General features: G+C 68.3%; 25 protein-coding genes and 1 pseudogene. 17 read left to right on the top strand and 9 right to left on the bottom strand.

What is annotated here, in order from left to right:
* Positions 1 to 83 precede the first annotated feature (83 nt).
* Positions 84 to 785: a class I SAM-dependent methyltransferase gene (locus RB628_RS16265; RefSeq protein ID WP_318321139.1), complete on the bottom strand. Its 702-nt coding sequence runs from the start codon at positions 783 to 785 to the stop codon at positions 84 to 86.
* Between the two features lie 83 nt (positions 786 to 868).
* Complete coding sequence (locus RB628_RS16260; RefSeq protein WP_318321138.1) at positions 869 to 1,495, bottom strand: DUF3043 domain-containing protein; 627 nt, start codon at positions 1,493 to 1,495, stop codon at positions 869 to 871.
* 271 nt (positions 1,496 to 1,766) lie between these two features.
* Here RB628_RS16260 and RB628_RS16255 point away from each other — a divergent pair, with 271 nt between their 5' ends.
* The 4 genes from RB628_RS16255 (at position 1,767) to RB628_RS16240 (ending at position 4,967) form a co-directional block, all read left to right on the top strand.
* Positions 1,767 to 2,564 (top strand): PspA/IM30 family protein, encoded by a 798-nt coding sequence (locus RB628_RS16255; protein WP_318321146.1) that lies wholly within the window; start codon positions 1,767 to 1,769, stop codon positions 2,562 to 2,564.
* A 22-nt stretch (positions 2,565 to 2,586) separates the two neighbouring features.
* On the top strand, positions 2,587 to 2,865 hold the full coding sequence (gene pspAA / locus RB628_RS16250) for a PspA-associated protein PspAA (protein ID WP_318321137.1): 279 nt from the start codon (positions 2,587 to 2,589) through the stop codon (positions 2,863 to 2,865).
* Between the two features lie 125 nt (positions 2,866 to 2,990).
* Entirely contained in the window at positions 2,991 to 4,232 is a 1,242-nt protein-coding gene (locus RB628_RS16245) for a sensor histidine kinase (RefSeq protein WP_318321145.1), read from the top strand.
* Positions 4,233 to 4,283: 51 nt separating this feature from the next.
* Positions 4,284 to 4,967 carry a response regulator transcription factor gene (locus tag RB628_RS16240; RefSeq protein ID WP_318321136.1) on the top strand — a complete coding sequence of 228 codons (684 nt, stop codon included), beginning with the start codon at positions 4,284 to 4,286 and terminating at the stop codon, positions 4,965 to 4,967.
* Between the two features lie 229 nt (positions 4,968 to 5,196).
* On the opposite strand, the gene RB628_RS16235 is transcribed toward RB628_RS16240, so the two are convergent.
* Together RB628_RS16235 and RB628_RS16230 are read right to left on the bottom strand one after the other, a co-directional pair.
* Positions 5,197 to 5,394 carry a DUF397 domain-containing protein gene (locus RB628_RS16235; protein ID WP_318321135.1) on the bottom strand — a complete coding sequence of 66 codons (198 nt, stop codon included), beginning with the start codon at positions 5,392 to 5,394 and terminating at the stop codon, positions 5,197 to 5,199.
* Positions 5,373 to 6,217 (bottom strand): annotated as a pseudogene (locus RB628_RS16230) (helix-turn-helix domain-containing protein). Before RB628_RS16230 ends, RB628_RS16235 begins: the two are co-directional and overlap by 22 nt.
* Positions 6,218 to 7,103: 886 nt before the next feature.
* On the opposite strand from RB628_RS16230, the gene RB628_RS16225 reads away from it, so the two are divergent.
* The 3 genes from RB628_RS16225 to RB628_RS16215 all read left to right on the top strand — a co-directional run bounded on the left by RB628_RS16225 (position 7,104) and on the right by RB628_RS16215 (position 8,629).
* Positions 7,104 to 7,769: a hypothetical protein gene (locus RB628_RS16225; RefSeq protein WP_318321134.1), complete on the top strand. Its 666-nt coding sequence runs from the start codon at positions 7,104 to 7,106 to the stop codon at positions 7,767 to 7,769.
* Between the two features lie 75 nt (positions 7,770 to 7,844).
* Complete coding sequence (locus RB628_RS16220) at positions 7,845 to 8,069, top strand: hypothetical protein (protein ID WP_318321133.1); 225 nt, start codon at positions 7,845 to 7,847, stop codon at positions 8,067 to 8,069.
* Between the two features lie 374 nt (positions 8,070 to 8,443).
* A complete protein-coding gene (locus RB628_RS16215) occupies positions 8,444 to 8,629 on the top strand; it encodes a hypothetical protein (RefSeq protein WP_318321132.1) in 186 nt (61 codons plus the stop codon).
* A gap of 174 nt (positions 8,630 to 8,803) precedes the next feature.
* Here the strand turns inward: RB628_RS16215 and nadA are convergent, their stop codons facing one another.
* Complete coding sequence (gene nadA / locus RB628_RS16210) at positions 8,804 to 9,988, bottom strand: quinolinate synthase NadA (protein WP_318321131.1); 1,185 nt, start codon at positions 9,986 to 9,988, stop codon at positions 8,804 to 8,806.
* 307 nt (positions 9,989 to 10,295) lie between these two features.
* Here nadA and RB628_RS16205 point away from each other — a divergent pair, with 307 nt between their 5' ends.
* Positions 10,296 to 10,652, top strand: a complete 357-nt coding sequence (locus RB628_RS16205; protein WP_318321130.1) for an iron-sulfur cluster assembly accessory protein — start codon at positions 10,296 to 10,298, stop codon at positions 10,650 to 10,652.
* Positions 10,653 to 10,765: 113 nt separating this feature from the next.
* On the opposite strand, the gene RB628_RS16200 is transcribed toward RB628_RS16205, so the two are convergent.
* The gene (locus RB628_RS16200; protein WP_318321129.1) at positions 10,766 to 12,355 is read right to left on the bottom strand and encodes a hypothetical protein; all 1,590 of its coding nucleotides are present in this window, start codon (positions 12,353 to 12,355) and stop codon (positions 10,766 to 10,768) included.
* Positions 12,356 to 12,535: 180 nt separating this feature from the next.
* Positions 12,536 to 12,766, bottom strand: a complete 231-nt coding sequence (locus RB628_RS16195) for a hypothetical protein (protein ID WP_318321128.1) — start codon at positions 12,764 to 12,766, stop codon at positions 12,536 to 12,538.
* Positions 12,767 to 12,901: 135 nt separating this feature from the next.
* Between RB628_RS16195 and RB628_RS16190 the strand changes: the two genes are divergently transcribed.
* Positions 12,902 to 13,876 carry a carbohydrate kinase family protein gene (locus RB628_RS16190; protein WP_318321127.1) on the top strand — a complete coding sequence of 325 codons (975 nt, stop codon included), beginning with the start codon at positions 12,902 to 12,904 and terminating at the stop codon, positions 13,874 to 13,876.
* Between the two features lies 1 nt (position 13,877).
* Here the strand turns inward: RB628_RS16190 and RB628_RS16185 are convergent, their stop codons facing one another.
* Complete coding sequence (locus RB628_RS16185) at positions 13,878 to 15,263, bottom strand: cysteine desulfurase/sulfurtransferase TusA family protein (protein WP_318321126.1); 1,386 nt, start codon at positions 15,261 to 15,263, stop codon at positions 13,878 to 13,880.
* Positions 15,264 to 15,600: 337 nt separating this feature from the next.
* On the opposite strand from RB628_RS16185, the gene coxB reads away from it, so the two are divergent.
* The 4 genes from coxB to RB628_RS16165 all read left to right on the top strand — a co-directional run bounded on the left by coxB (position 15,601) and on the right by RB628_RS16165 (position 20,114).
* Positions 15,601 to 16,593: a cytochrome c oxidase subunit II gene (gene coxB / locus RB628_RS16180; protein ID WP_412180664.1), complete on the top strand. Its 993-nt coding sequence runs from the start codon at positions 15,601 to 15,603 to the stop codon at positions 16,591 to 16,593.
* On the top strand, positions 16,590 to 18,326 hold the full coding sequence (ctaD, locus tag RB628_RS16175; protein WP_318321125.1) for a cytochrome c oxidase subunit I: 1,737 nt from the start codon (positions 16,590 to 16,592) through the stop codon (positions 18,324 to 18,326). The genes coxB and ctaD overlap by 4 nt, the downstream gene beginning before the upstream one ends.
* Entirely contained in the window at positions 18,323 to 18,721 is a 399-nt protein-coding gene (locus RB628_RS16170) for a cytochrome c oxidase subunit 4 (protein ID WP_318321124.1), read from the top strand. The genes ctaD and RB628_RS16170 overlap by 4 nt, the downstream gene beginning before the upstream one ends.
* 130 nt (positions 18,722 to 18,851) lie before the next feature.
* Positions 18,852 to 20,114: a L,D-transpeptidase gene (locus RB628_RS16165; RefSeq protein WP_318321123.1), complete on the top strand. Its 1,263-nt coding sequence runs from the start codon at positions 18,852 to 18,854 to the stop codon at positions 20,112 to 20,114.
* 90 nt (positions 20,115 to 20,204) lie between these two features.
* On the opposite strand, the gene RB628_RS16160 is transcribed toward RB628_RS16165, so the two are convergent.
* The gene (locus RB628_RS16160) at positions 20,205 to 20,606 is read right to left on the bottom strand and encodes a hypothetical protein (protein WP_318321122.1); all 402 of its coding nucleotides are present in this window, start codon (positions 20,604 to 20,606) and stop codon (positions 20,205 to 20,207) included.
* A 189-nt stretch (positions 20,607 to 20,795) separates the two neighbouring features.
* Here RB628_RS16160 and RB628_RS16155 point away from each other — a divergent pair, with 189 nt between their 5' ends.
* The 4 genes from RB628_RS16155 (at position 20,796) to RB628_RS16140 (ending at position 25,004) form a co-directional block, all read left to right on the top strand.
* Positions 20,796 to 21,416 carry a heme-copper oxidase subunit III gene (locus RB628_RS16155; protein WP_318321121.1) on the top strand — a complete coding sequence of 207 codons (621 nt, stop codon included), beginning with the start codon at positions 20,796 to 20,798 and terminating at the stop codon, positions 21,414 to 21,416.
* An 83-nt stretch (positions 21,417 to 21,499) separates the two neighbouring features.
* A complete protein-coding gene (locus RB628_RS16150; RefSeq protein WP_318321120.1) occupies positions 21,500 to 22,312 on the top strand; it encodes a c-type cytochrome in 813 nt (270 codons plus the stop codon).
* Positions 22,309 to 23,367, top strand: coding sequence for a ubiquinol-cytochrome c reductase iron-sulfur subunit (locus RB628_RS16145; protein ID WP_318321119.1), 1,059 nt, complete (start codon positions 22,309 to 22,311; stop codon positions 23,365 to 23,367). Before RB628_RS16150 ends, RB628_RS16145 begins: the two co-directional genes overlap by 4 nt.
* Positions 23,364 to 25,004 (top strand): ubiquinol-cytochrome c reductase cytochrome b subunit, encoded by a 1,641-nt coding sequence (locus tag RB628_RS16140; protein WP_318321118.1) that lies wholly within the window; start codon positions 23,364 to 23,366, stop codon positions 25,002 to 25,004. The genes RB628_RS16145 and RB628_RS16140 overlap by 4 nt, the downstream gene beginning before the upstream one ends.
* The last annotated feature ends 118 nt before the right edge of the window (positions 25,005 to 25,122 follow it).

Below are 25,122 nucleotides of genomic sequence, written 5' to 3'. Positions count from 1 at the left end.
TCCAGTACGAGGGCTTCCGGCCGGCACGCCGAGAGCACCCACCGGACGCCGCTCCTTGACGGGCGAACGCTGCCTGCGCGGCACTAGCCCCGAACCCCGCACAGGTGAAGCAACGCGGCCACCTGCCGATAGGGATCCGTCCGCCCGGCCCGCTCCTCGACCGCCAGCAACGCGTCGACGTCCGCCGGAGCCTCCGCGTCGTCGTCCGCCGTGTCGGTGAACACCCGCACCCCGTACCAGGCGTGCAGCGGCGCCCCGATGCCGTAAAGGGTGCCGGTGAGCGCGGAAAGCCGGTCGGCGCGTACGTCGAGGCCGAGCCGGTTCGTGTAGGAGCCGGCGTCGAAGGCGCCCAGGGCACCCGCCCAGTCCCCGGCGAGCCCCGAACGCATGGCCAGCGCGTCCCCGTTGCGCACCAGCAGCGACAGCAGCCCGCCCGGCGCCAGCATCCGCGCCAGCCCCGCCAGCAGCGCGTCCGGCAGTTCGACGTACATCAGTACGCCATGGCAGAGCACCACATCGAAGCTGCCCGGCAGGAAGTGCACGCCGGTGTCACGACCGTCGCTCTCAAGAAGCCGGACGCGAGCGCGGATGCCCTCCGGCTCGGCGGCGAGGGCCGCACGGGCCGCCTCGAGCATCCTCGGGTCCTTCTCGACACCGGTGACCTGATGGCCGGCCCGGGCCAGCCGCAGCGCCTGGGTGCCCTGACCCATGCCGACATCGAGCACCCGCAACCGCTGCCCGACCGGAAACCGCCCGGCTATCTGCTCGTCGAGCTGCCGGGCCACCAGCTCCTGCCTTACGACATTCCGCAGCCCGCCCAGCCTGTGCAGCCAGGCATCCGCCGCGCCCCCGGAGAACGACGTAGTGCTCAGGGCCGCTCTCCGCGCTTGACCTGCGGCTTGGGCAGCCGGAGGCGACGCATCTGGAGAGAGCGCATCAGCGCGTAGGCGACCGCGCCCTTCGTCCGCTCGTTCGGATAGCGGGCGGCCAGCTGCTTGCGCAACCGGATCGCGATTCCGACCGAGTCGACGATGATCAGCACGATCACGAAGAGCCACAGCAGCAGCGCGATGCTCTGCAGCGCCCCGACCCGCACCATGCTCAGCACGAGGATGACCACGGCCATCGGCAGGAAGAACTCGGCGACACAGAAACGCGAGTCCACGAAATCGCGCGCGAAACGGCGCACCGGTCCCTTGTCGCGGACGGGGAGATAACGCTCGTCCCCGTTGGCGAGCGCCTGGCGCTGCCGCTCCATCGCGGCACGGCGCTCCTCGCGCTGCCGCTTGGCCCCCTCCTTGCGCGTCTTCGGCGTATTGGCCACGCTGCGGCGCTGGGACTGGGCCGCACTCCGCTTGGGAGTCGGCCTGCCCTTCGGGGCCTGCGGGTCACGGGTCTGCTTGGAGTCGGTCACCGGCGCCTTGTCGGCGGGGGCCTTCTCTTCCTTGGCACGGCTACGGAACACAAAACCCAAGGGTAAGGGGTCCCGGGGCATGGATCCCAGCCAAGTGGGGAACGATCCGGCAACGCCGGTCGTCTGTAGGAGTACAGACAGAAGCCCGACAGAAGACCGGCTGAGGCCAGGAACAGTGGACAGGCAGTAGGGGGCCGCCTACTCCCTACGCCGGAGTGGGACTGATCGCAGTCGTCCTTGGGGATGAGCGCATCGGGCCCGGAACAGTGCGGTAATGGATGCAGGGCCCGTACTGTTGGTCCTGTTGCAGGTGCTGGAGCTGGAGTCCGTCAGAAGGGGGCGCGCGAAGCCCATGAGCGGTGTCATGAAGCGTATGGGGATGATCTTCCGCGCGAAGGCGAACAAGGCCCTTGACCGGGCCGAGGACCCGCGCGAAACCCTCGATTACTCGTACCAGAAACAGCTGGAACTGCTCCAGAAGGTGCGCCGCGGAGTCGCCGACGTGGCGACCAGCCGCAAGCGCCTGGAGCTGCAGCTCGCCCAGCTGAACAAGCAGTCCTCCACGCTGGAGGACCAGGGCCGTAAGGCGCTCGCACTGGGCCGTGAGGACCTGGCCCGCGAGGCGCTCTCGCGCCGCGCCGCCCTGCAGCAGCAGGTGACGGACCTGGAGACGCAGCACCAGACCCTCCAGGGCGAGGAGGAGAAGCTCACGCTCGCGTCGCAGCGCCTCCAGGCCAAGGTCGACGCCTTCCGTACCAAGAAGGAGACGATCAAGGCGACGTACACCGCCGCCCAGGCCCAGACCCGGATCGGCGAGGCGTTCACCGGCATCTCCGAGGAGATGGGCGACGTGGGCCTGGCGATCCAGCGGGCCGAGGACAAGACGGCACAGCTCCAGGCACGCGCCGGTGCGATCGACGAGCTGCTCGCCTCGGGCGCCCTGAACGACCCCACGGGCATGGCGAAGGACGATCTCCAGGCCGAGCTGGACCGGCTCTCCGGTGGTACGGATGTGGAGCTGGAGCTGCAGCGCATGAAGGCGGAGCTGGCCGGAGGTTCGTCGGCGGGACAGCAGGCCATCGAGGGCGGCAGCGGCCAGCAGCAGTCACAGCAGCAGCCGAACGACACTCCGCGCTTCGACAAGCAGTAGGGCCACGCCTGAGGAGGGCGACATGATCGTACGGATCATGGGGGAGGGCCAGGTGAGGCTGGCGGACAGCCACCTCACCGAACTGAACAAGCTGGACGACGTGCTCCTGGCGGAAATGGAGATCGGCGACGGCCCCGGCTTCCGCCGGACCCTTCAGTCGCTCCTGGCCAAGGTCCGCGAACTGGGCGACCCCTTGCCGGACGACTCCTTGGAACCCTCCGAACTGATCCTCCCGTCGCCTGACGCGACACTGGAGGAGGTCAGGGAGCTGCTGAGCGACGACGGCCTGATCCCGGGGTGACCCCGTTTGCGCCGGTCGGCAATTTCAGCCCGTCCGGCGTTTGAGGACAAGGCCCGTTCAGGGCCGTAGCAGGGGTCTGGGGACGGCAGTCCCCAGCAACGCCCAGGTGAGTTACCTTGACGAACGTGACCCACCTCCAGCGCGCCCGATGCCATCTGAAGGCGCACCCCCTCGCGCTGGACGTGGCCCTTGCCGGAGCCGTCCTCGTCTGCATGCTGGCAGCCTCGTTCGTCGACCCCCACGGGAGCCACGGCGGCGCCTGGACCGCCCGCACCCCTGACCCCCTCAGCCTGTTCCTCATGGTGCTGGGCGCCGCAGCGCTCATCCTCCGCCGCCGCGACCCCGTGAAGGTGCTCGCGTTCACCGGCGCCGCCTCCCTGGTCGAGTCGGTCACCGCCGACCCCCGTGCCCCCGTCGCGATGTCCGCGGTGATCGCCCTCTACACCGTCGCGTCGGCCACCGACCGCCCCACCACCTGGCGCGTCGGCCTTGTCACCATGACCGTCCTCACCGGTTCCGCGATGCTGGCCGGCCCCCTGCCCTGGTACGCGCAGGAGAACCTCGGCATCTTCGCCTGGACCGGCATGGCCGCGACCGCAGGGGACGCCGTACGCAGCCGCCGTGCCTTCGTCGGCGCCATAAGAGAGCGCGCCGAGCGAGCGGAACGCACCCGCGAGGAGGAGGCCCGCCGCCGCGTGGCCGAGGAGCGGCTGCGCATCGCCCGTGACCTGCACGACGTGGTCGCCCACCACATCGCCCTCGTCAACGTCCAGGCCGGAGTCGCCGCGCACGTCATGGACAAGCGCCCCGACCAGGCCAAGGAGGCCCTCGCCCACGTACGGGAGGCCAGCCGCTCGGCGCTGAACGAGCTGCGCGCGACCGTCGGGCTGCTGCGCCAGTCCGGGGACCCGGAAGCGCCCACCGAGCCCGCGCCCGGTCTGCACCGGCTCGACGAGCTGGTCGGCACCTTCCACAACGCCGGACTCCAGGTCGAGGTCGCCCGCGCCGACCAGGGGACCACCCTCCCCGCGGCCATCGACCTGGCGGCGTACCGGGTGATCCAGGAGGCCCTGACGAACGTACGGAAACATGCGGGCGGGGCGGCGAAGGCCGAGGTCAGCGTCGTACGGGTGGGGCCGAACATCGAGATCACCGTGCTCGACAACGGTCCCGGGCAGGGCAACGGGCCCGAGGACGGCGGCGGGCACGGGCTGCTCGGGATGCGGGAGCGCGTCACCGCGGTCGGCGGCAACTGCAGCGTGGGTCCCCGATACGGAGGCGGCTTCCGGGTGCATGCGATCCTGCCGTTGAAGAGCAGCGCGCGTGCCGGGGACGGCGCGGGCAGCCCCGTACAGAGAACCGCGTAGACAGCAGAAAAGACGATTCGCCGATTCACCGATTTTCATTGAGGACCGCTGATGACGATCCGTGTCCTGCTCGCCGACGACCAGGCACTGCTGCGCAGCGCCTTCCGCGTGCTCGTGGACTCGGAGTCCGACATGGAGGTGGTCGGGGAGGCGTCCGACGGTGCGGAGGCGGTGCGGCTGGTGCGGGAGCAGCGCGCCGACGTGGTGCTGATGGACATCCGGATGCCGGGCACCGACGGACTGGCCGCGACCCGGCTGATCAGCGCGGATCCCGGGCTCGCGCATGTACGGGTCGTGATGCTGACGACGTTCGAGGTCGACGAGTACGTGGTGCAGTCGCTGCGCGCGGGCGCGTCCGGGTTCCTCGGGAAGGGGGCCGAGCCCGATGAGCTGCTGAACGCCATCAGGGTCGCCGCCGCGGGCGAGGCGCTGCTGTCGCCGGCCGCCACCAAGGGGCTGATCGCCCGGTTCCTCGCACAGGGCGACGTACTGGACGACGGCCGCGACCCCGCGCGTGCCGAGCGGCTGGGCGCGCTGACCGGGCGGGAGCGCGAGGTGCTGGTGCAGGTCGCCGGCGGGCACTCGAACGACGAGATAGCGGAGCGGCTGGAGGTGAGCCCGTTGACGGTGAAGACGCACGTCAACCGGGCCATGGCCAAGCTGGGCGCCCGGGACAGGGCGCAGCTCGTCGTCATCGCCTACGAGTCGGGACTGGTACGCCCGAGGGTGGAGTGAGCTCCGCGGGGTGTACTGCGGCCGGAGTGGGGACCGCGTAATGAGCGCCCGCCTCTACACAGATCGACCAGTACCGCGGCCAGGGGTACGGGGTTGTGGAAGCGGTGGTGGAAGGCGGCGAAACGGGAGCCGAAGCCGGAGGTGTCGGAGACAGCGGGGGTGTGACGGCCTGATGAGCGAGGGGGACGGCCGGAACGCTTGGGCGCCCCGTCCGTCCCCTTTTTCTGCCCTATGCCTTCAGGGAGTTGACGAACGTGTCCCAGATCGCGGCTGGGACGACGAGTACGGGACCTTGGGGGTTCTTGCTGTCGCGGACGGGGACGACACAGGGGAGGTCCTCGGTGATCTCGACGCAGGCCCCCCCACTGGCGTTGCTGTAGCTGCTCCGGCGCCAGTGGGCGGAGTTCAGCTCGGGGGTGTGTCGCATGACGTGTAGTCCTCCATCGCCTGTCGGATCAGCTCCGCCGAGGTGGCTGGCGAGAGGGCGTTGGCGCGGAGTACGTCGTAGCGTCGCCGCCATTTCTTCGCCGACTCCCGGTCCTCGTAAAGGTGGCCGACCTCGATGCCCTCTTCGTAGGCCATGGTGGAGCCGTTGGGAAGGTTCAGCAGGTTCAGTACGCCACCCATCAGGAAGTAGGGACCGGCACTGAAGGGCATCACCTGGACCTTGCTTTCCGGAGTATCCACCTGTTCGAGTAGCCAGGCCAGTTGTTTGTGCATGCACTCCGCGTCACCGAACGGCCGCCGCAGGACCGCCTCGTCGATGATCGCCCACCGGAGAGGGGGCTGTGCCGAGCGGAGGCGATCCTGGCGGGACATGCGGGCGTTGACGAGTTCTTCTACCTTCTCCCGGGGCAGCTCCTCTTGGAGGCTGAGCAGGGCGTCGGCGTACTCCCTGGTCTGCAACAGCCCTGGGACGACCTGTGGGTCGTACGTCTCGATGACCGCCGCCTGCGCCTCGAAGTCCATGAACCGGCGGTACTGGTCCGGATGCGCTTCGCGTTGGCCAGTTCGTACAGCCCGTGGAAGTGTTTGTCGGTGCCGAAGGCTGCGTCGAGTTGTGCGGGCAGGTCGGGTGGCGGTATCAGTTCGGCCGTCTCGACGCGGGCCAGCGTGCTCTTGCTGGAGCTGAGGATGTCCGCCAGCTGTACGAGCGACAGCCGCGCGGCCTCGCGTTGGCGGCGCTGCTCCGCGCCGAAGTAGTGGCGGGCGGAGTGGTACGGGGTCAGCTGCTGCGGTTTGAACGTCATCGGTCTCGCCTCTTGTCTCGCGTCTCTTGTGCCGGTCGTCCCGATCTCAACGCTGGGACACGCATCCCCTGTTGGGGGCGCGTGCCGCACGGTGACGATGTAGGCACAAGCGGTAATTGCCGGTGCTTGTGGCCGCCAGGGGGACTGGAGCGAAGGGAGTCACGTGATGATGCGAGACGGAATGGGTGCACAACTACGGCTGCTGCCGTGGACCACGCCGGAGGGCGGCCCGTGCTACCTCAGTACGTCCGACCCGGACAGCCGACTGTCGTGCATGGCGGACGAGTTGGAGACGGAACTGCTCGACTCGGCGGAGTTCGTACTGGGGCAGGCGAGGCCGTTGCTGGCCGGGGAGGGCGCGGGGGAACGGGAGTTGAGGTTCGCCGGGGTACGGCTTGCCGAAGCGCTGGGGGATGTGTTGCGGATCGCGGTGAGTCGGGGGCGCGATTGCCCGAAGGGTAGGGAGGGTGTGCAGGCAGGGGAGTCAGGGGAGGGGCGGGGTTTGCGCAGGCGCGCGACGGCGTCGTACGCCCTTCCCGGCGGGCAGCCTGGGTGCGGCTCTTGTGGAAGCGCCGCCCGAATGCAGCCACGGTGCACCACTGCCCCCATCGGTCACAGTTTCATCACATGATGTTTTCATTCTCATGTCCATGGCAAATATTGCGCCGAGCAAGAGTCATGACTGGGTTGTGAACACGGGGTGGGGTTGTGAGTTCGAGACGGGGGCGTCGCGCTGGCGGCGTGCACGGAAGACGGATGCGGGCGCTGGTTTCCGCGGTGGCTGCGGCGATGGCGTCGCGTACTGCTCCGGAAGCAACGGGACCTACGGCACGTACAAGCCCAAGAAGAAGACCGTCAGCAACAACTCCGAGGGCTGGGTCCGAGCTTGCCGCTGCGGAGCCCGCCCCCCCCGCTTGTCCAGGGCAACACCAAGCCCACCGGCCTCGGCGGCATCCCCGGCCGCCGCAACCTCAACTTGCCCTCGGCACCGGCACCCACAGGGTGGCTCAAGACCACACCGCCGCCCAACCCGGGTCCCGCACCCAAGAAGGACGACGGTTTCTGGGGGAGCGTCAAGAACGGCGACTGGGGAGGCGCATGGGACAGTGCCAAGAATGGTGTCGGCGATGCTGCGGACTATGTCATGTCGTACAAGAACACGTCGGGCATCTGCCTCAGCCCCGGTGGCGCCTTCGGCGTTGGCGGTGAGGCGACCGGTTGCTTCGTCAGGACCACTCGCCCCGACGGAAAGGTGGACTACGGGGTGAGCGGCACGCTCGAGGAGGCCGTCGGTGTCGGCGCCGGAGTCACCCTCGGGTTCATCAACAGCAACGCCGACGACTTCGACCAGGTGCGCGGTGAAGCGGCCGGTGTGGGTGTGGCCGTGGGCGACGGACTGATGGTCTCCGTCAGCCACCGTGGCACGTTCGGCACCCGCAACGCGCGCGGTGACATCGTGCGCACCAATGAGGTCGGATTCGGGCTCGGTGCTGGCGTCAGCGCGAGCTTCGGCTCGGGCGTGACCGGCGTCACTAAGCTCTGGACCTGGTAGCGCGTAATGTGAGCGGGTTTCGTACGCGTCTCGGACGCGTACGGAACCCGCCCGGACCTGGAGCTTGGAGAACGTGTGTTTCAGTTCGTATGGGCCGTGGCGGTCGCAGTCCTCGGCTCACTGATCGCCCTGGACTACCGCAACCTGGCCCTCCGGGTGTACGACATCATCGGGATGGTCACACCGGGCGGACCGCCCAGCCCGCGGTTCACTCCAGATCACCTCAAGGTCGTGTGGGCCATTCTGGCGGTTGTCTTTGCCGTGGTGGCGATCGTCAGAGGTGTGGCCCTCTTCGGCTGACCTGGATTGTTTGCGCCCCCTCCTCTCGACGTGAGACCGCCCCATGGCGTCCCGTCCTGCGCGCAGTCTCCTCCGCGGGCGCCGCGGCACGCGTCACCCCTCAGGCCGCATGGGCTGCGCAGCGTCGGCCGCAACGACCAGGAGGCGCTTCAGAGGAAGGGCAGCTCTGATGGGGGTTCTGCGGCGCCGGCACCGCCAGTGCACTGTCTGGCAGAGGGTGTTGGGCAATGATGCGGGAACGGTTTCATGCCCAGGACCGGCGGTGCGTTCTGCGTCGTCGCCTCGACCCCGCAGCCGATCGACCAGCGCGGCCAGGCGCAGCAGGGCATCTACCTGGATTATCGCCAACTCCGCCAAGTTCGAACCGTCTTGGGGTGTTTCACCAGTGGCGCACTGAGGAGGACTTCCAGGGAGCCAAGGGCCTGGCCCACCTCGACACAGGCCAGGTCACCTGCTGGATCTCCTGGCACCGCTGGAGCGTGATGAGCGTGCTCGCCTACGCGCTCCTGGCCGTCGGCGCCCTCCACGAGCGGCAACGTGCCAACCCTGCCCCTCCGTGACAGCGTGGCGTGAAACGCCCCGTTCTACCGGGTTAGCGGGGGTGGCTTGAGGATGCTACGGCGAGACGGTCGGGGCACGGTCACCTCGGCAGTTCTTAGGGATGCACATCTAAGATGTACATCCCTAAGAACGCGAGCGCACCCGAACGGACACGGGCAGCGCCGCTCGCCCGCCTACGGCAGCGCCAGCATCCGCTCCAGCGCCAGCTTCGCGAACGTCTCCGTCTCCCGGTCCACCGCGATCCGGTTGACCAGCTTGCCCTCGGCCAGGGACTCCAGGGTCCAGACCAGGTGGGGGAGGTCGATGCGGTTCATGGTCGAGCAGAAGCAGACCGTCTTGTCGAGGAAGACGATCTCCTTGCCCTCGGGCGCGAAACGGTTCGCCAGGCGGCGTACCAGGTTCAGTTCCGTGCCGATGGCCCACTTGGAGCCGGCCGGGGCCGCCTCCAGCGCCTTGATGATGTACTCGGTCGAGCCGACGTAGTCCGCCGCCTCCACCACCTCGTGCTTGCACTCCGGGTGGACCAGGACGTTCACGTCGGGAATCCGGGCCCGGACGTCGTTCACCGAGTCCAGGCTGAAGCGGCCGTGCACCGAGCAGTGGCCCCGCCACAGGATCATCTTCGCGTTGCGCAGCTGCTCCGCCGTCAGGCCGCCGTTCGGCTTGTGCGGGTTGTAGAGGACGCAGTCGTCGAGCGACATCCCCATGTCCCGTACGGCCGTGTTGCGGCCCAGGTGCTGGTCCGGCAGGAACAGGACCTTCTGGCCCTGTTCGAACGCCCACTCAAGGGCGCGCTCGGCATTGGACGACGTACAGATCGTGCCGCCGTGCTTGCCGGTGAACGCCTTGATGTCCGCCGAGGAGTTCATGTAGGAGACGGGCACGACCTGGTCGGCCACCCCGGCCTCCGTCAGGACGTCCCAGCACTCGGCGACCTGCTCGGCCGTCGCCATGTCCGCCATCGAGCAGCCGGCGGCCAGGTCGGGCAGGACCACCTTCTGGTCGTCGCCGGTCAGGATGTCCGCAGACTCCGCCATGAAGTGCACACCGCAGAACACGATGTACTCCGCCTCCGGGCGCGCCGCCGCGTCCCGGGCCAGCTTGAAGGAATCGCCCGTGACGTCCGCGAACTGGATGACCTCGTCGCGCTGGTAGTGGTGGCCGAGGACGAAGACCTTGTCGCCGAGCTTCTCCTTGGCCGCACGGGCACGTGCCACCAGGTCCGGGTCGGAGGGGGAGGGCAGGTCGCCGGGGCAGTCGACGCCGCGCTCGCTCCTCGGGTCGGCCTCGCGGCCGAGGAGCAGCAGGGCGAGGGGAGTCGGCTGTACGTCGAGGTCCTGCGTCTGGGCGGTGGTCACGACACGCACCCTTTCTGTTCTTCCGTTCACGCCTTTTCGTCTAATTGACGTTATCTATCGTAACCCCTTCACGTCACTTTGACGAGGTCCATAGCGTCGATGTGACATGAATCCCGGAGCCCGACCGGACCCTGTGCACAGGCCGCTGTTCGCGATTCTGCGTGTGTGCGAGCATGGGGAGGAGAACGGAAAAGCCAGACGGAAAAGCCAGCACGGAAAGACAGACTCTCGGCCCCGGAATGAATCCGCGGCCCCGCCGGTTGCACTCGTCGGCAAGCAGTCTCCGTACAACCCGGGAGAGATGTAGATGTCCGTATCGGACGAGACCAGCACCGTCACCGACGGCATCATCCTGTCCGACGCCGCTGCGGCGAAGGTCAAGGCCCTGCTCGACCAGGAAGGCCGCGAGGACCTCGCCCTGCGTGTCGCGGTTCAGCCCGGCGGATGCTCGGGGCTGCGCTACCAGCTGTTCTTCGACGAGCGTTCCCTCGACGGTGACGTCCTCAAGGACTTCGACGGCGTCAAGGTCGTCACCGACCGTATGAGCGCTCCCTACCTCGGCGGCGCCTCCATCGACTTCGTCGACACGATCGAGAAGCAGGGCTTCACGATCGACAACCCGAACGCGACGGGCTCCTGTGCCTGCGGTGACTCCTTCAACTAGGCCATGGCTCGTGTCGTAGGCCACACAGGCCCATTGCGTGAAGGCGGCGCCCCCCTCCGAGGGGGGCGCCGCCTTCACGCACAGCAAGGGATCCGAACAGGGGTCCGGGCCCACTACTTCTTGGCGAAATCGCCCTCGGGGATCGCCTGCCCGTCCGCCCCGACGACCTTCCGGTCACCCAGCGGCTCGTTCAGCTGCACGGTCTCGTACTTGGCCTTGGCGATCAGGATGCAGACCTTGCCCTTCTCGGACGTCGAGGTCACCGTCACCGTCACCTCGCCCCCCTCCTCCCTCGCCGACGCCGAGTACGCGCTGCACGCCCCGCCCCAGAAGCCCACGGTCAGCTCCTTGCCGTCGCCGGAGACCGTGTAGCCCTCGACCGTTGTCTCACCCGTCGTCGTCCCGGGCGTCGGCTCGTCCCCCGGCGCGGTAGGCGTGGGCGTCGGAGACGGGTCCGCGCTCGACCCGGACCCGGCCCCGGCCAGATACCGGGGGTCGACCGCCGGATACGTCACCGTGAAGCCTTCGGCCGCACCCTGCGCCCGTACCTCGAACAGCCACGACGGCACCAGCGCCGGCCGCCCGGACACGGAGTGCGAGGCCAGTCCGAACACCGCCTTGTCGACCGTGAGCGTCTCCTTCTGTCCCGTCGTCGTACCGCACGGCGCCTCCAGGCGGTCCTTCAGCGGTACGGGGCCGGCGCAGCCCCCGATGCCCATACGGGGCTCGGGAGCCACCACCGCCCCCGGCTCGTTGAGCAGGGCCAGCGTGGCCTTGGCGCCGAGCACCGGATACGTGTCGCCCTTCACCGGCGTCACCAACTGGCCGCTGCCGCCCACCACTTCGCCCTGCGCGCTGACCTGGATGCCGGTCGTCCAGCCGTAGGTGGGCAGCCCGCCGACGACCGGGTCGGCGTTCACCACCCGCTGCGTGCCCATGAGCTGGCTCGCGTCCAGCTTCGCGTCGTCCTGGCCGACCGCCTTCAGGACGGGCGCCGCGGCCTTCTTCGCCACCGCCTCGCTCACCGGATCGACGGTCGCCCCCGCACCGGTGTCCTGCGTGCACACGGTCGTGCCCTTGCAGTTGTCGGAGCCCCCGGCGAGGTACCGGCTGAACGACCAGGTTCCCGGCGCCTGCTTGTTCACCCGCAGAATCGGACCCGTCCCGTCCTTCGCCGCGCCGACCAGCCAGCCGTCGGCCTCCGCCACCGGCTTCCCCTCGACGCCGAGCGCCTTGGCCAGCCGGGTCACCTCGGCGGCCGTGACCGTTTCCTCGCCGTTCTTCGCCGCCGAGTACACCGGTGCCGAGGCCGGCCCGGCGGGCAGCGCGCCGTCGGCCCGGTAGGTCACGCCGTTCGGGTCGGGTTCGCCGGGCGCGATGCCGCTCGTACCGCCCGAGGCGTCGCCCCCGGTGTAACCGTCGAGGGCCAGTGGTGGGGGAGTGGTGCCGTCGCCGCCCGGCGCCGACGTGTTGTCCGTACGACTGCCGTCGGCCGAGCCGCCGGTCACGTCGGCGGCGAGGTACGCCCCGCCGCCCCCGACCAGCAGGACCGCGGCGGCGACCGAGGCGACGAGCACCGGGGACCGGCGCCGGGACGGACGCTCCGCGCCGCTCTCCTCGGGTGCGGCCTCGGTGGTGCCGCCGGCGTCGGCCTCGGTGGCCTTGTCGTCGGCGTCGTCGTGATCGGGTCGCTCGGTGTTCACGGCATCGCTCCTTCGGCTCCCAGCTGTCCCGGCTGTCCCGACCGGCACGGCCCTGTCACCGACAGGCACCGAGAGGTCGTACACCGCATCCCCTTTACGGGGGACAGCGATGGGACGCAACAGGGGAGCGCACGGTTCCCGTCGAGCGCCTGTCGGCGGGGTGCCGTCCGTCGCCGCCCGTCAGTCGCCGTACTCGGACATCGCGTCCACCAGCCGTGCCGAGGCGGGCGGGACGGTCACGCCGTGGATACGGGACGGGGAGACGGGCAGGGCGATGATCCGGTCCGGGGCCGTCCAGTGCGGTGCCATCCGGGCGCAGTCGCCGCGCAGGGAGGCAAGGTCCCCTTCGAGGTCCGGGCCCGGACGGACCTGTTGTACTTGCTGGACCTGGTTGACCTTGAAGTTCGTCATAGCGGAACCGTATGCACCGGATACCCGACCGAGAAAGATCTACTATCGGGTAGTTTTGCCTGCTACAGCGAGCACGGGCCGACCGGGTAGCGTGAACTGTCAATCCGCCTCCCCTCGCAGGAGAGTGTCCTCGCCGTGCGTATCGCTGTCACCGGCTCCATCGCCACCGACCACCTCATGACCTTCCCCGGCCGTTTCGCCGACCAGTTCGTAGCGGATCAGCTGCACACGGTCTCGCTCTCCTTCCTGGTCGACAACCTCGACGTACGCCGGGGTGGCGTGGGCGCGAACATCGCCTTCGGCATGGGCCAGCTCGGCACCAGGCCGATCCTGGTCGGGGCGGCCGGCGCCGACTTCGACGAGTACCGCGCCTGGCTGGACCGCCACGGCGTGGACACCGACTCGGTGCGCATCTCGGAGACGATGCACACCGCCCGTTTCGTGTGCACCACCGACGCCGACCACAACCAGATCGGCTCCTTCTACACCGGGGCCATGAGCGAGGCCCGGCTCATCGAGCTGAAGACCGTCGCCGACCGCGTCGGCGGCCTCGACCTGGTCTCGATCGGCGCGGACGACCCGGAGGCGATGCTCCGCCACACCGAGGAGTGCCGCGCTCGGTCCATCCCGTTCGCCGCCGACTTCTCCCAGCAGATCGCCCGCATGGGCGGCGACGACATCAGGATCCTGCTGGAGGGCGCCGCGTACCTCTTCTCGAACGAGTACGAGAAGGGCCTCATCGAGTCGAAGACCGGCTGGTCCGACGCCGAGATCCTCGCCAAGGTCGGCACCCGGGTGACCACCCGCGGCGCCAAGGGCGTGCGCATCGAGCGCGTCGGCGAGGAGCCGATCGAGGTCGGCGTCCCGGACGAGGAGGCCAGGGTCGAGCCGACGGGCGTCGGCGACGCGTTCCGCGCCGGCTTCCTGTCCGGGCTGGTGTGGGGCGTCTCCCTGGAGCGCGCCGCGCAGGTCGGCTGCATGCTCGCCACCCTGGTCATCGAGACGGTCGGCACCCAGGAGTACCAGCTCCGGCGCGCCCACTTCATGGACCGCTTCCGCAAGGCGTACGGCGACGACGCGGCGACCGAGGTCCAGCAGCACCTGGGCTGAGTCAGGAGAGCCGGCGGACCAGAAAGGCCGAGCCCTGGTCCGCCGGCTCCTCACCGACGTACTCCTGCCCGCGCATCTCGCACCACGCCGGAATGTCCAGCCGCGCCGCCTCGTCGTCCGACAGGACCCGGACCGTGGCGCCCACCGCCACATCGCCGATGACCTTCGCCAGCTCGATCACCGGGATCGGGCACCGCTTGCCGAGGGCGTCGACGACGAGTGAGTCCCCCGCGCCGACGACAGCGACCGTCACCGGAACCGGCGCGCCCAGCTTCTCCCGTACGGCCGCCACCGCGCCCGGCAGGACGGACAGGAACCGGTCGACCTCCTCGGCAGGGGTCCCGAAGGGCAACGAGACCCTCACGTTTCCCTCGCTCAGCACCCCCATCGCCCTCAGCACATGGCTCGGCGTCAACGTGCTGCTCGTACAGGACGACCCGGAGGAAACGGAGAAACCGGCACGGTCCAGCTCGTGCAGCAGTGTCTCCCCGTCGGCATAGAGACAGGAGAAGGTGACGACACCGGGCAGTCGCCGGACGGGATCGCCGACCACCTCCACGTCCGTGACCAGCTGAGGCACCCGCACCCGGATCCGCTCCGTCAGCTCCCGGAGCCGCACCGCCTCCTGGTCCGCCTCGGCCCGCACCGCGCGCAGGGAAGCGGCCGCCGCGACGATCGCCGGAAGGTTCTCGAACCCGGCGGCCCGCCCCGACTCCCGCTCGTCCACGGGCCCTTGAACCGCGAACCGCACCCCCTTCCGCACGGCAAGCAGCCCCACCCCGGAGGGCCCGCCCCACTTGTGGGCACTCGCGGCCAACAGCGACCAGGGCCCCGGAACCGCCGACCACCCCAACGACTGCGCCGCGTCCACCAGCAACGGCACCCCGGCCGCCCGGCACACCTCGGCCACCTGTTCCACCGGCTGCTCGGTCCCCACCTCGTGACTGGCCGACTGGAGACAGGCCAGCGCCGTGTCAGGCCGTACGGCGGCCTCGTACCCCTCGACGGCCACGGAACCGGCGCGATCCACGGGGACGGTCGTCACCGCCCCGCCCGCCGCCTCCCAGTCCTCCGCCGAGTGGAGCACCGACGAGTGTTCGACCGCCGACACGATCAGGTGACGTCCGGCCCGACGCCGCCCGGCGAGCGCACCGGCCACACCGACGTGCACGGCCCGGGTGCCGGACGACACGAACGTCAGCTCATCGGCCCGGCACCCCACCGCCTCCGCCGCGGCCTCACGAGCGGCGTCCAGCAACATCCGGGCCCGCCGCCCCTCCCTGTACAAACGTGCGGGATCGGCCCACCCCTCATCAAGAGACGCCAGCAGAGCCTGCCGGGCAACAGGGTGAAGGGGGGCAGCGGAAGCAGCGTCGAAGTAGGCCACGAGCCAACGCTAAGTCCTCTGCCAGGGGCGCGGGTCCCCACCTGGGTGCGGGGAACCCCGCGACAGGCCACAACGCACTCCTCACCCGGCGAACGAGAGATCCCGCCCACCCCGCCGGGCGCCCCGAATCCCCGTCAGAACGCCCCCAATCACACCCATCCCACCCCTTCGGGGTGACCCCCGGCGCGTTGGGGACCCTCCCCGCGCGACCCCAAATTGCGTCCAGTAGGGTTTGGTCCGCATAAACATCCAAACCCCTGCCCGACGCAGGGCGGCGACCAGCGAGAAGGCAGGCCGCAGCCAACCCGCGCGGGCGAGACTCTCGGGAAGGCGCTACGTGAGTCCCAACGGCTCCGACCTCCCCCGCTGCCTGAAGGGCGCGGGCGGTACCCCCACGCCGCGGCGCCCGATGCGGCGGAAGCTGCTGCAGGCGATGACTGCGGGCCTGGTCCTGGTGACCGCGACCGGTTGCACATACAAGGACTTTCCCCGCCTTGGTATGCCCACCCCCACCACGGAAGAGGCTCCGCGGATCCTCTCCCTGTGGCAGGGGTCGTGGGCCGCCGCGCTCGCCACCGGCGTGCTGGTCTGGGGCCTGATCCTGTGGAGCGCCATGTTCCACCGGCGCAGCCGCACCAAGGTCGAAGTACCTCCGCAGACCCGGTACAACATGCCCATCGAGGCGCTGTACACCGTGGTCCCGCTGATCATTGTCTCGGTGCTCTTCTACTTCACGGCACGTGACGAGTCGAAGCTCCTCGATGTCTCCAAGAAGCCCGACCTGACGGTCAACGTCGTGGGCTTCCAGTGGAGCTGGGGCTTCAACTACATCGAGAACGTCGAGGGTTCCACCGGCGACGCGAACACCGACGAGAACCTGGCCGCCATTCCGGACCGGTTCAAGGAGGCATTCCCGGCCAACGCCGGCGGCGTCTACGACGTCGGCACGCCCGGTACGAGGAACCCGCAGACCGGCAACCCCGGCCCGACCCTCTGGCTCCCCAAGGGCAAGACGGTCCGCTTCGTCCTCACCTCGCGTGACGTCATCCACTCCTTCTGGGTGGTGCCGTTCCTGATGAAGCAGGACGTCATCCCGGGCCACACCAACGCCTTCCAGGTGACCCCCAACAAGGAGGGCACCTTCCTGGGCAAGTGTGCGGAGCTTTGCGGCGTCGACCACTCCCGGATGCTGTTCAACGTGAAGGTCGTCTCCCCCGAGCGCTACGAGCAGCACCTCAAGGACCTCGCGAAGAAGGGGCAGACCGGTTACATTCCCGCCGGCATCGCGCAGACGAGCCACGAGAAGAACCGGGAGACGACGAACCTGTGAGCATCACCAACGAACCCCAGGGTGCCGCCGCAGCTGAGGACTCGTACGAGAACGAGCTGCCGGTACGGCGCAAGCAGCCCGGCAGCGTGGTCATCAAGTGGCTCACCACCACGGACCACAAGACGATCGGCACGCTGTATCTGGTGACGTCGTTCGCGTTCTTCTGCATCGGTGGCGTGATGGCGCTGTTCATGCGCGCCGAGCTGGCCCGGCCGGGTCTGCAGATCATGTCGAACGAGCAGTTCAACCAGGCGTTCACGATGCACGGCACGATCATGCTGCTGATGTTCGCGACGCCGCTGTTCGCCGGTTTCACCAACTGGATCATGCCGCTGCAGATCGGCGCCCCCGATGTCGCGTTCCCGCGGCTGAACATGTTCGCCTACTGGCTGTACCTGTTCGGCTCGCTCATCGCGGTCGGCGGCTTCCTCACCCCCTCCGGTGCGGCCGACTTCGGCTGGTTCGCCTACTCCCCGCTGTCGGACGCCGTCCGCTCCCCGGGCATCGGCGCCGACCTGTGGATCATGGGCCTGGCCTTCTCCGGCTTCGGCACCATCCTCGGCGCGGTCAACTTCATCACCACCATCATCTGCATGCGCGCCCCGGGCATGACCATGTTCCGCATGCCGATCTTCGTGTGGAACGTGCTGCTGACCGCGGTCCTCGTCCTGCTGGCCTTCCCCGTCCTGGCCGCCGCGCTCTTCGCGCTGGAGGCGGATCGGAAATTCGGCGCGCACATCTTCGATGCCGCGAACGGTGGGGCCCTGTTGTGGCAGCACCTGTTCTGGTTCTTCGGGCATCCAGAGGTGTACATCATCGCGCTGCCGTTCTTCGGCATCATCTCCGAGGTCATCCCGGTCTTCTCCCGCAAGCCGATGTTCGGCTACATGGGCCTGGTCGCCGCGACCATCGCGATCGCGGGCCTGTCCGTGACGGTGTGGGCGCACCACATGTACGTCACCGGCGGTGTGCTGCTGCCGTTCTTCTCCTTCATGACGTTCCTGATCGCCGTTCCGACAGGCGTGAAGTTCTTCAACTGGATCGGAACGATGTGGAAGGGGTCCCTGAGTTTCGAGACCCCGATGCTCTGGGCCACCGGCTTCCTGATCACCTTCACCTTCGGTGGTCTGACCGGTGTCATCCTGGCGTCGCCGCCGATGGACTTCCATGTCTCGGACTCCTACTTCGTGGTGGCGCACTTCCACTACGTCGTCTTCGGCACGGTCGTGTTCGCGATGTTCTCCGGCTTCCACTTCTGGTGGCCGAAGATGACCGGCAAGATGCTCGACGAGCGACTCGGCAAGATCACGTTCTGGACGCTGTTCATCGGCTTCCACGGCACCTTCCTCGTCCAGCACTGGCTGGGCGCCGAGGGCATGCCGCGCCGGTACGCGGACTACCTCGCGGCCGACGGCTTCACCGCGCTGAACACGATCTCGACGATCAGCTCGTTCCTGCTCGGTCTGTCCGTGCTCCCGTTCTTCTACAACGTCTGGAAGACCGCGAAGTACGGCAAGAAGGTCGAGGTCGACGACCCGTGGGGCTACGGCCGCTCGCTGGAGTGGGCCACGTCCTGCCCGCCCCCGCGCCACAACTTCCTCACCCTGCCGAGGATCCGCAGCGAATCCCCGGCGTTCGACCTGCATCACCCTGAGATCGCGGCGCTCGACCAGCTGGAGAACGTCGGGCACGGCGAGAAGGCTCTCGCCGGCGGCAAGGAGGCGGGCAAGTGAAGGTCCAGGGCAAGCTGTTCATCTGGCTCTCCGTCTTCGTCCTCGTCATGGCGATCGTCTACGGTGTGTGGTCGAAGGAGCCGGCGGGCACCACGGCGCTCTTCCTGTCCTTCGGCCTGTGCATCATGGTCGGCTACTACCTGGCCTTCACGGCACGGCGGGTCGACGTGGGCGCGCAGGACGACAAGGAAGCGGACGTCGCGGACGACGCCGGTGAGGTCGGGTTCTTCAGCCCGCACAGCTGGCAGCCGCTCTCGCTGGCGATCGGCGGCGCGTTCCTGTTCCTGAGCGTCGCGATCGGCTGGTGGCTGGCGTACTTCGCGGCCCCGCTGCTCCTGATCGGCCTGTGGGGCTGGGTCTTCGAGTACTACCGCGGTGAGAATCGCACCCAGTAACACGCTCAGTGCTCAGGGGAGCCCGGACACTCCGTCAGGAGGGTCCGGGCTCCCTCTTTTGCCACACCCTCGTTCCCTCGCACGGATCACCCGCCGCGCCGAGGCCGCCGCACGTTCTTAGCGTGGGTCCATGAGGCACTCACCGCGTAACCGTACGGTCGTCAGCTGCACCCTCCTGGTGGCCGCCCTGGGCGCGTCCGCCACAGCCTGCGGGTCCGACGGCCACCCCCTCTCGGCGAAGCCGTACGACGCGGCTGAGCAGATCTCCTTCGGCGGCTCTTTCGGCGACGGCAGGAAGGCCGACCCGGACAAGCCCCTGGAGGTCACCTCCGAGGACTCCGACGGCCGCATCACGGACGTCACGGCCGTCGACGCCGCAGGACGCTACGTGGCCGGCGAACTATCAGCCGACGGCCACCGCTGGCACAGCACCTCCCCCCTGGCCGCAGGCGCCCGCTACACGGTCCGGGTGAGCACGGAGGACGAGGACGGCGCCCCGGGCCGCGAGATCCTCACCTTCGACACCAGCAGGCCCACCACCAAGAAGCGCCTGAACGTCACCTTCGGCCCCAAGACGGGCACCTACGGCGTGGGCCAGCCGGTGACCGCCGAACTCAGCGAACCCGTACGGGGAAAGGCGCAGCGCGCGATAGTCGAGCGAGCCCTCAAGGTGGGCTCGACCCCCGCCGCCGAGGGCGCGTGGCACTGGGTGGACGACAGGAAACTCCACTACCGCCCCAAGGAGTACTGGCCCGCCCGGGCCACCGTCCAGGTGCGCAGCAACCTGCCCGGCATCAAGATCGCCGACCGCCTCTGGGGCGGCACGGCCAAGACCCTGAAGTTCACCACCGGCGACCGGGTCATCGCCGTCACGGACGCGTCGTCCCACGAGATGACCGTCTACAGGAACGACAAGGTGATCAACACCATCCCGGTCACCACCGGCAAGCCCGGCTTCGAGACCCGCAACGGCGTCAAGGTCGTACTCGGCAAGGAGTACTTCGTACGCATGCGCGGCACCAGTATCGGCATAGCCGAGGGCAGCGCCGAGTCGTACGACCTGCCCGTCTACTACGCCACCCGGGTCACCTGGAGCGGCGAGTACGTCCACGCCGCCCCCTGGTCCGTGGGCTCCCAGGGCTCCGCCAACGTCAGCCACGGCTGTGTCGGCATGAGCACCGGCAACGCCGAGTGGTTCTTCGACAACGTCCGCGAGGGCGACATCGTGAAGGTCGTCAACTCCTACGGCAACACGATGGAGACCTTCGGCAACGGCTTCGGCGACTGGAACCTGAACTGGAAGAAGTGGCAGGGAGGCAGTGCCCTCCTGGGTGGCACCTCAGAGGGCGCGAGCACGCAGGCCAGGGCAAGGCTGACCCCGGAGAGCGTATGAGGACCGGGGGCGCGCTTACAGGGGCGCGGGGAACTGCGCGACAGGCCACATCGCACCCGCACCCGCCGAACGGGCCGCACCCCCACCCCGCTAGGCGCTCAAGGCACTCTTCGACCGCAGCAGAGAAGCCAGCGCCGACGCGAACTCCACCGGATCAACCGGCAAGGTGACCGCCGCCTCGGCCCGGCTCCACGTCGCCAGCCACGCGTCCTGCGGCCGTCCGATCAGCAACAGCACCGGCGGACACTCGAACACCTCGTCCTTGATCTGCCGGCACATCCCCATGCCCCCCATGGGCACGGCCTCCCCGTCCAGCACACAGACGTCGATCCCGCCCTTGTCCAGCTCCTTCAGGACGGCGGCGGGGGTGGCGCACTCCAGGAACTCGACGACGGGAACGTCGGGAGCTGGCCGCCGCCCCGTCGCCAACCGCACCTGCTCGCGGGTGTTGGAGTCATCGCTGTAGACCAGCACCGTGGCGGTCGGCTGCATTGTTCCCTCCGAGACATCAGCGTCGTACGGACAGACGGACCGGGTCCGTTGGGCCGGATGCTACTCCTTCGGGCCCTCTGTCTGAACACCGCTCGGACGGCTGTCCGATGGGCCATACGGGCTGGACACACCCCACAGACACCCCGAACGGCACCCCCCGGGGTGAGGGCGGGATAAGCGACCGACATAATGTCGGTCGTGGCGACAGCAACGACAGTAGAAACCGGGCACGCGCACCCGTCGGTCAACCGGCCGAACCTCACCAGCGTCGGAACCATCATCTGGCTGAGTTCCGAGCTGATGTTCTTCGCGGCCCTCTTCGCGATGTACTTCACCCTGCGATCGGTGACCGGTCCGGATCACTGGAAGGAGATGGCGTCAAGCCTGAACTTCCCGTTCTCCGCGGCCAACACCACGATCCTGGTGCTCTCCTCCCTCACCTGCCAGCTCGGCGTGTTCGCCGCCGAGCGCGGTGACGTGAAGAAGCTCCGGATGTGGTTCATCGTCACCTTCGTGATGGGTGCGATCTTCATCGGCGGTCAGGTCCTCGAGTACACCGAGCTGGTCAAGCACGAGGGGCTCTCGCTCTCGTCCGACCCGTACGGCTCGGTGTTCTACCTGACCACCGGCTTCCACGGGCTGCACGTGACGGGCGGTCTCATCGCCTTCCTGTTCGTCCTCGGCAGGACGTACGCGGCGCGAAGGTTCACCCATGAGCAGGCGACCGCCGCGATCGTCGTGTCCTACTACTGGCACTTCGTCGACGTCGTCTGGATCGGGCTCTTCGCCACGATCTACATGATCAAGTAGCGCGGCTCGCCCGATCCTCACATCGGGTCCGCCCGACACCTCCAGAAGACTCGACGCTGAAGATCCTGACACCGGGGTAATCCGTGAAAAAGCTCTCCGCACGACGACGCCATCCCCTGGCGGCGGTCGTCGTCCTACTCATCGCGCTGGCGGCCGTCGGGGGGCTGTACGGCACGCTCGCACCCACGAGCAAGGCAGTGGCCGATGAGACCGCCCAGTCCCTCACCATCACCGAGGGGCAGAAGCTGTACTCGGTGGGCTGCGCCAGCTGCCACGGCACCGGCGGTCAGGGCACCTCCGACGGTCCGAGCCTCGTGGGCGTGGGCGCCGCGGCGGTCGACTTCCAGGTGGCGACCGGCCGTATGCCGGCCGCCACCTCGCAGGGCGCGCAGATCCCGAAGAAGAAGAACATCTACTCGCAGGCCGACATCGACCAGCTCGCGGCGTACATCGCGTCGCTGGGCTCCGGTCCGTCCGTGCCGACCGAGGAGCAGTACGGCCCCGACGGCGCGGACATCGCCAAGGGCGGCGAGCTCTTCCGCACGAACTGCGCCCAGTGCCACAACTTCACCGGCAAGGGCGGTGCGCTCACGCACGGCAAGTTCGCGCCGGACCTTGAGGGTGTCGACCCGAAGCACATCTACGAGGCCATGCAGACCGGCCCGCAGAACATGCCGTCCTTCCCCGACACCACGCTGTCGGAGAAGAACAAGAAGGACATCATCGCGTACCTCGACGCGGTCAACAGCGAGGACACCGTGGAGCCCGGCGGCCTCGGTCTGGGCGGTCTCGGCCCGGTCAGTGAGGGCCTGTTCGCCTGGATCTTCGGCCTCGGAGCGCTCATCGCGGTCGCCGTCTGGGTCGCCGCTCGGACCGCAAAGGCCAAGAAGTCATGAGTAGCCAAGACATCCAAGAAGAGAACCTGCCAGCCGCGCAGGAAACCGAGCACGGTGCCGTGGGCGTCGCGGACGAGAAGAACCCGTTCGCGGACCCGGGGCTGCCGCCGCACGAGCACCGCGTCCAGGACATCGACGAGCGGGCCGCCAAGCGGTCCGAGCGCGCGGTCGCCTTCATGTTCACGCTGTCGATGCTGGCCACTATTGCCTTCATCGTCTCCTACGTGGCGATCCCGCACGACAAGGCGATCTATGTCTTCCCGATCGGACACCTCAACGCGCTGAATTTCGCGCTGGGTCTCTCCCTCGGCCTGGCGCTCTTCCTGATCGGCGCCGGCGCGGTCCACTGGGCCCGCACCCTGATGTCCGACGAGGAACTCGTCGACGAGCGGCACGCGATCGAGGCGCCGCCCGAGGTCAAGGCGAAGGTCCTGGCCGACTTCAGGCAGGGCGCCAAGGAGTCCGCGATCGGCCGGCGCAAGCTGGTCCGCAACACGATGTTCGGTGCGCTGGCCCTGTTCCCGCTCTCCGGCGTCATGCTGCTGCGCGACCTCGGCCCGCTGCCCGGGACGAAGCTGCGCCACACCCTGTGGTCCAAGGGCAAGCTGCTCGTCAACATGAACACGAACGAGCCGCTGCGTCCCTCGGACGTCGTGGTCGGTTCGCTCACCTTCGCCAAGCCCGACGGCCTGGAGGAGCACGACCACGAGTTCCAGACCGAGATCGCCAAGGCCGCCCTGATGATCGTCCGTATCCAGCCGGACGACATCAAGGACAAGCGCGAGCTCGAGTGGTCCCACGAGGGCATCGTGGCGTACTCGAAGATCTGCACCCACGTCGGCTGCCCGATCTCCCTGTACGAGCAGCAGACGCACCATGTGCTCTGCCCCTGCCACCAGTCCACCTTCGACCTCTCCGACGGTGCCCGGGTGATCTTCGGCCCCGCCGGTCACGCCCTGCCGCAGCTGCGCATCGGTGTGAACGACGAGGGCTATCTCGAGGCGCTCGGCGACTTCGACGAGCCCGTCGGTCCTTCGTTCTGGGAGCGCGGATGAGCACTACGACGAACCCCGACGCGCGCTCGTCGCGCGAGAAGGCACCGGCCGGCGAACGTGTCGCCGACTGGGCCGACGGCCGCCTGGGGATCTACGCCCTGGCCAAGGCCAACATGCGCAAGATCTTCCCCGACCACTGGTCGTTCATGCTCGGTGAAGTCTGCCTGTACAGCTTCATCATCATCATCCTCACGGGTGTGTATCTGACGCTGTTCTTCCACCCGTCGATGAACGAGGTGGAGTACCACGGCAGCTACATCCCGCTGCAGGGCCAGCTGATGTCCGAGGCGTTCAACTCGACCATGCACATCTCCTTCGATGTGCGCGGTGGTCTGCTGATCCGGCAGATCCACCACTGGGCGGCGCTGATCTTCCTCGCCGGCATGTTCGTGCACATGATGCGCGTGTTCTTCACGGGTGCGTTCCGCAAGCCGCGTGAGGTCAACTGGCTGTTCGGGTTCCTGCTGTTCGTCCTGGGAATGTTCACCGGGTTCACCGGTTACTCGCTCCCGGACGACCTGCTCTCCGGCACCGGTGTGCGCTTCATGCAGGGCGCAGTCCTGTCCGTACCGGTCGTGGGCACGTACCTGTCGTTCTTCCTCTTCGGCGGCGAGTTCCCGGGCGGCGACTTCGTGGCCCGCTTCTACTCGGTCCACGTACTGCTGCTGCCGGGCATCATGCTCGGCCTGGTGGTCGCGCACCTGATCCTGGTCTTCTACCACAAGCACACGCAGTTCGCGGGCCCCGGGAAGACGAACAACAACGTCGTCGGCATGCCGCTGCTGCCGGTCTACATGGCCAAGGCCGGAGGCTTCTTCTTCCTGGTCTTCGGTGTCATCGCGGTCATCTCGGCCATCGCCACGATCAACCCGATCTGGTCCATCGGCCCGTACCGTCCGGACCAGGTGTCCACCGGCGCGCAGCCCGACTGGTACATGGGCTTCTCCGAGGGCCTGATCCGTGTCATGCCGGGCTGGGAGATCAACTTCTGGGGCCACACGCTCGTCCTGGGCGTGTTCATCCCGCTGATGATCTTCCCGCTGGTCCTGGTCGCGATCGCGGTCTACCCGTTCATCGAGTCCTGGGTCACCGGCGACAAGCGCGAGCACCACATCCTGGACCGCCCGCGCAACGCGCCGACGCGTACGGCCTTCGGTGTCGCGTGGATCACCTGGTACATGGTGCTGCTGATCGGTGGTGGAAACGACCTCTGGGCCACCCACTTCCATCTGTCGATCAACGCGATCACCTGGTTCGTGCGGATCGCGTTCTTCGTCGGCCCGGTCATCGCGTTCATCGTCACCAAGCGGATCTGCCTCGGCCTCCAGCGCCGCGACAAGGACAAGGTGCTGCACGGCCGCGAGTCGGGCATCATCAAGCGCCTGCCGCACGGTGAGTTCATCGAGGTGCACGAGCCGCTCAGCCAGGAGGCCCTGCACACGCTCACCGCGCACGAGCAGTACGCGCCGGCCGTGATCGGCGCGACGGTCGACGAGAACGGTGTCGAGCGCAAGGTGAAGGGCACCGAGAAGCTGCGCGCCAAGCTCAGCAAGTCGTACTACGGCGAGGACAGCCAGATCGCCAAGCCCACCGCCGAGGAGTACAAGGAGATCACGAGCGGCCACGGCCACCACTGATCACCCAGCTTCGCCACACACGGTCGAAGGGCCTCGTCCGCACCTCGGACGGGGCCCTTCGACCGTGCCCCCGGGCTGGATAGGGTGTCCCTATTCCCACTAGGAGTCCCACAGGGAC

The organism is Streptomyces sp. ADMS (assembly GCF_033441795.1).
Lineage (GTDB): Bacteria > Actinomycetota > Actinomycetes > Streptomycetales > Streptomycetaceae > Streptomyces.
Note: the sequence above shows the minus strand (reverse complement) of the source record. Positions and strands in the feature narration are given on the sequence as shown.

Coding starts and splice junctions, on each gene's coding strand:
- RB628_RS16260 (WP_318321138.1), bottom strand. CDS start 1,495: ATGCCCCGGGACCCCTTACCCTTGGGTTTTGTGTTCCGTAGCCGTGCC.
- RB628_RS16155 (WP_318321121.1), top strand. CDS start 20,796: ATGTCGGTCGTGGCGACAGCAACGACAGTAGAAACCGGGCACGCGCAC.
- pspAA (WP_318321137.1), top strand. CDS start 2,587: ATGATCGTACGGATCATGGGGGAGGGCCAGGTGAGGCTGGCGGACAGC.
- RB628_RS16240 (WP_318321136.1), top strand. CDS start 4,284: ATGACGATCCGTGTCCTGCTCGCCGACGACCAGGCACTGCTGCGCAGC.
- RB628_RS16195 (WP_318321128.1), bottom strand. CDS start 12,766: ATGACGAACTTCAAGGTCAACCAGGTCCAGCAAGTACAACAGGTCCGT.
- RB628_RS16255 (WP_318321146.1), top strand. CDS start 1,767: ATGAGCGGTGTCATGAAGCGTATGGGGATGATCTTCCGCGCGAAGGCG.
- RB628_RS16140 (WP_318321118.1), top strand. CDS start 23,364: ATGAGCACTACGACGAACCCCGACGCGCGCTCGTCGCGCGAGAAGGCA.
- RB628_RS16235 (WP_318321135.1), bottom strand. CDS start 5,394: ATGCGACACACCCCCGAGCTGAACTCCGCCCACTGGCGCCGGAGCAGC.
- RB628_RS16145 (WP_318321119.1), top strand. CDS start 22,309: ATGAGTAGCCAAGACATCCAAGAAGAGAACCTGCCAGCCGCGCAGGAA.
- RB628_RS16160 (WP_318321122.1), bottom strand. CDS start 20,606: ATGCAGCCGACCGCCACGGTGCTGGTCTACAGCGATGACTCCAACACC.
- RB628_RS16205 (WP_318321130.1), top strand. CDS start 10,296: ATGTCCGTATCGGACGAGACCAGCACCGTCACCGACGGCATCATCCTG.
- RB628_RS16165 (WP_318321123.1), top strand. CDS start 18,852: ATGAGGCACTCACCGCGTAACCGTACGGTCGTCAGCTGCACCCTCCTG.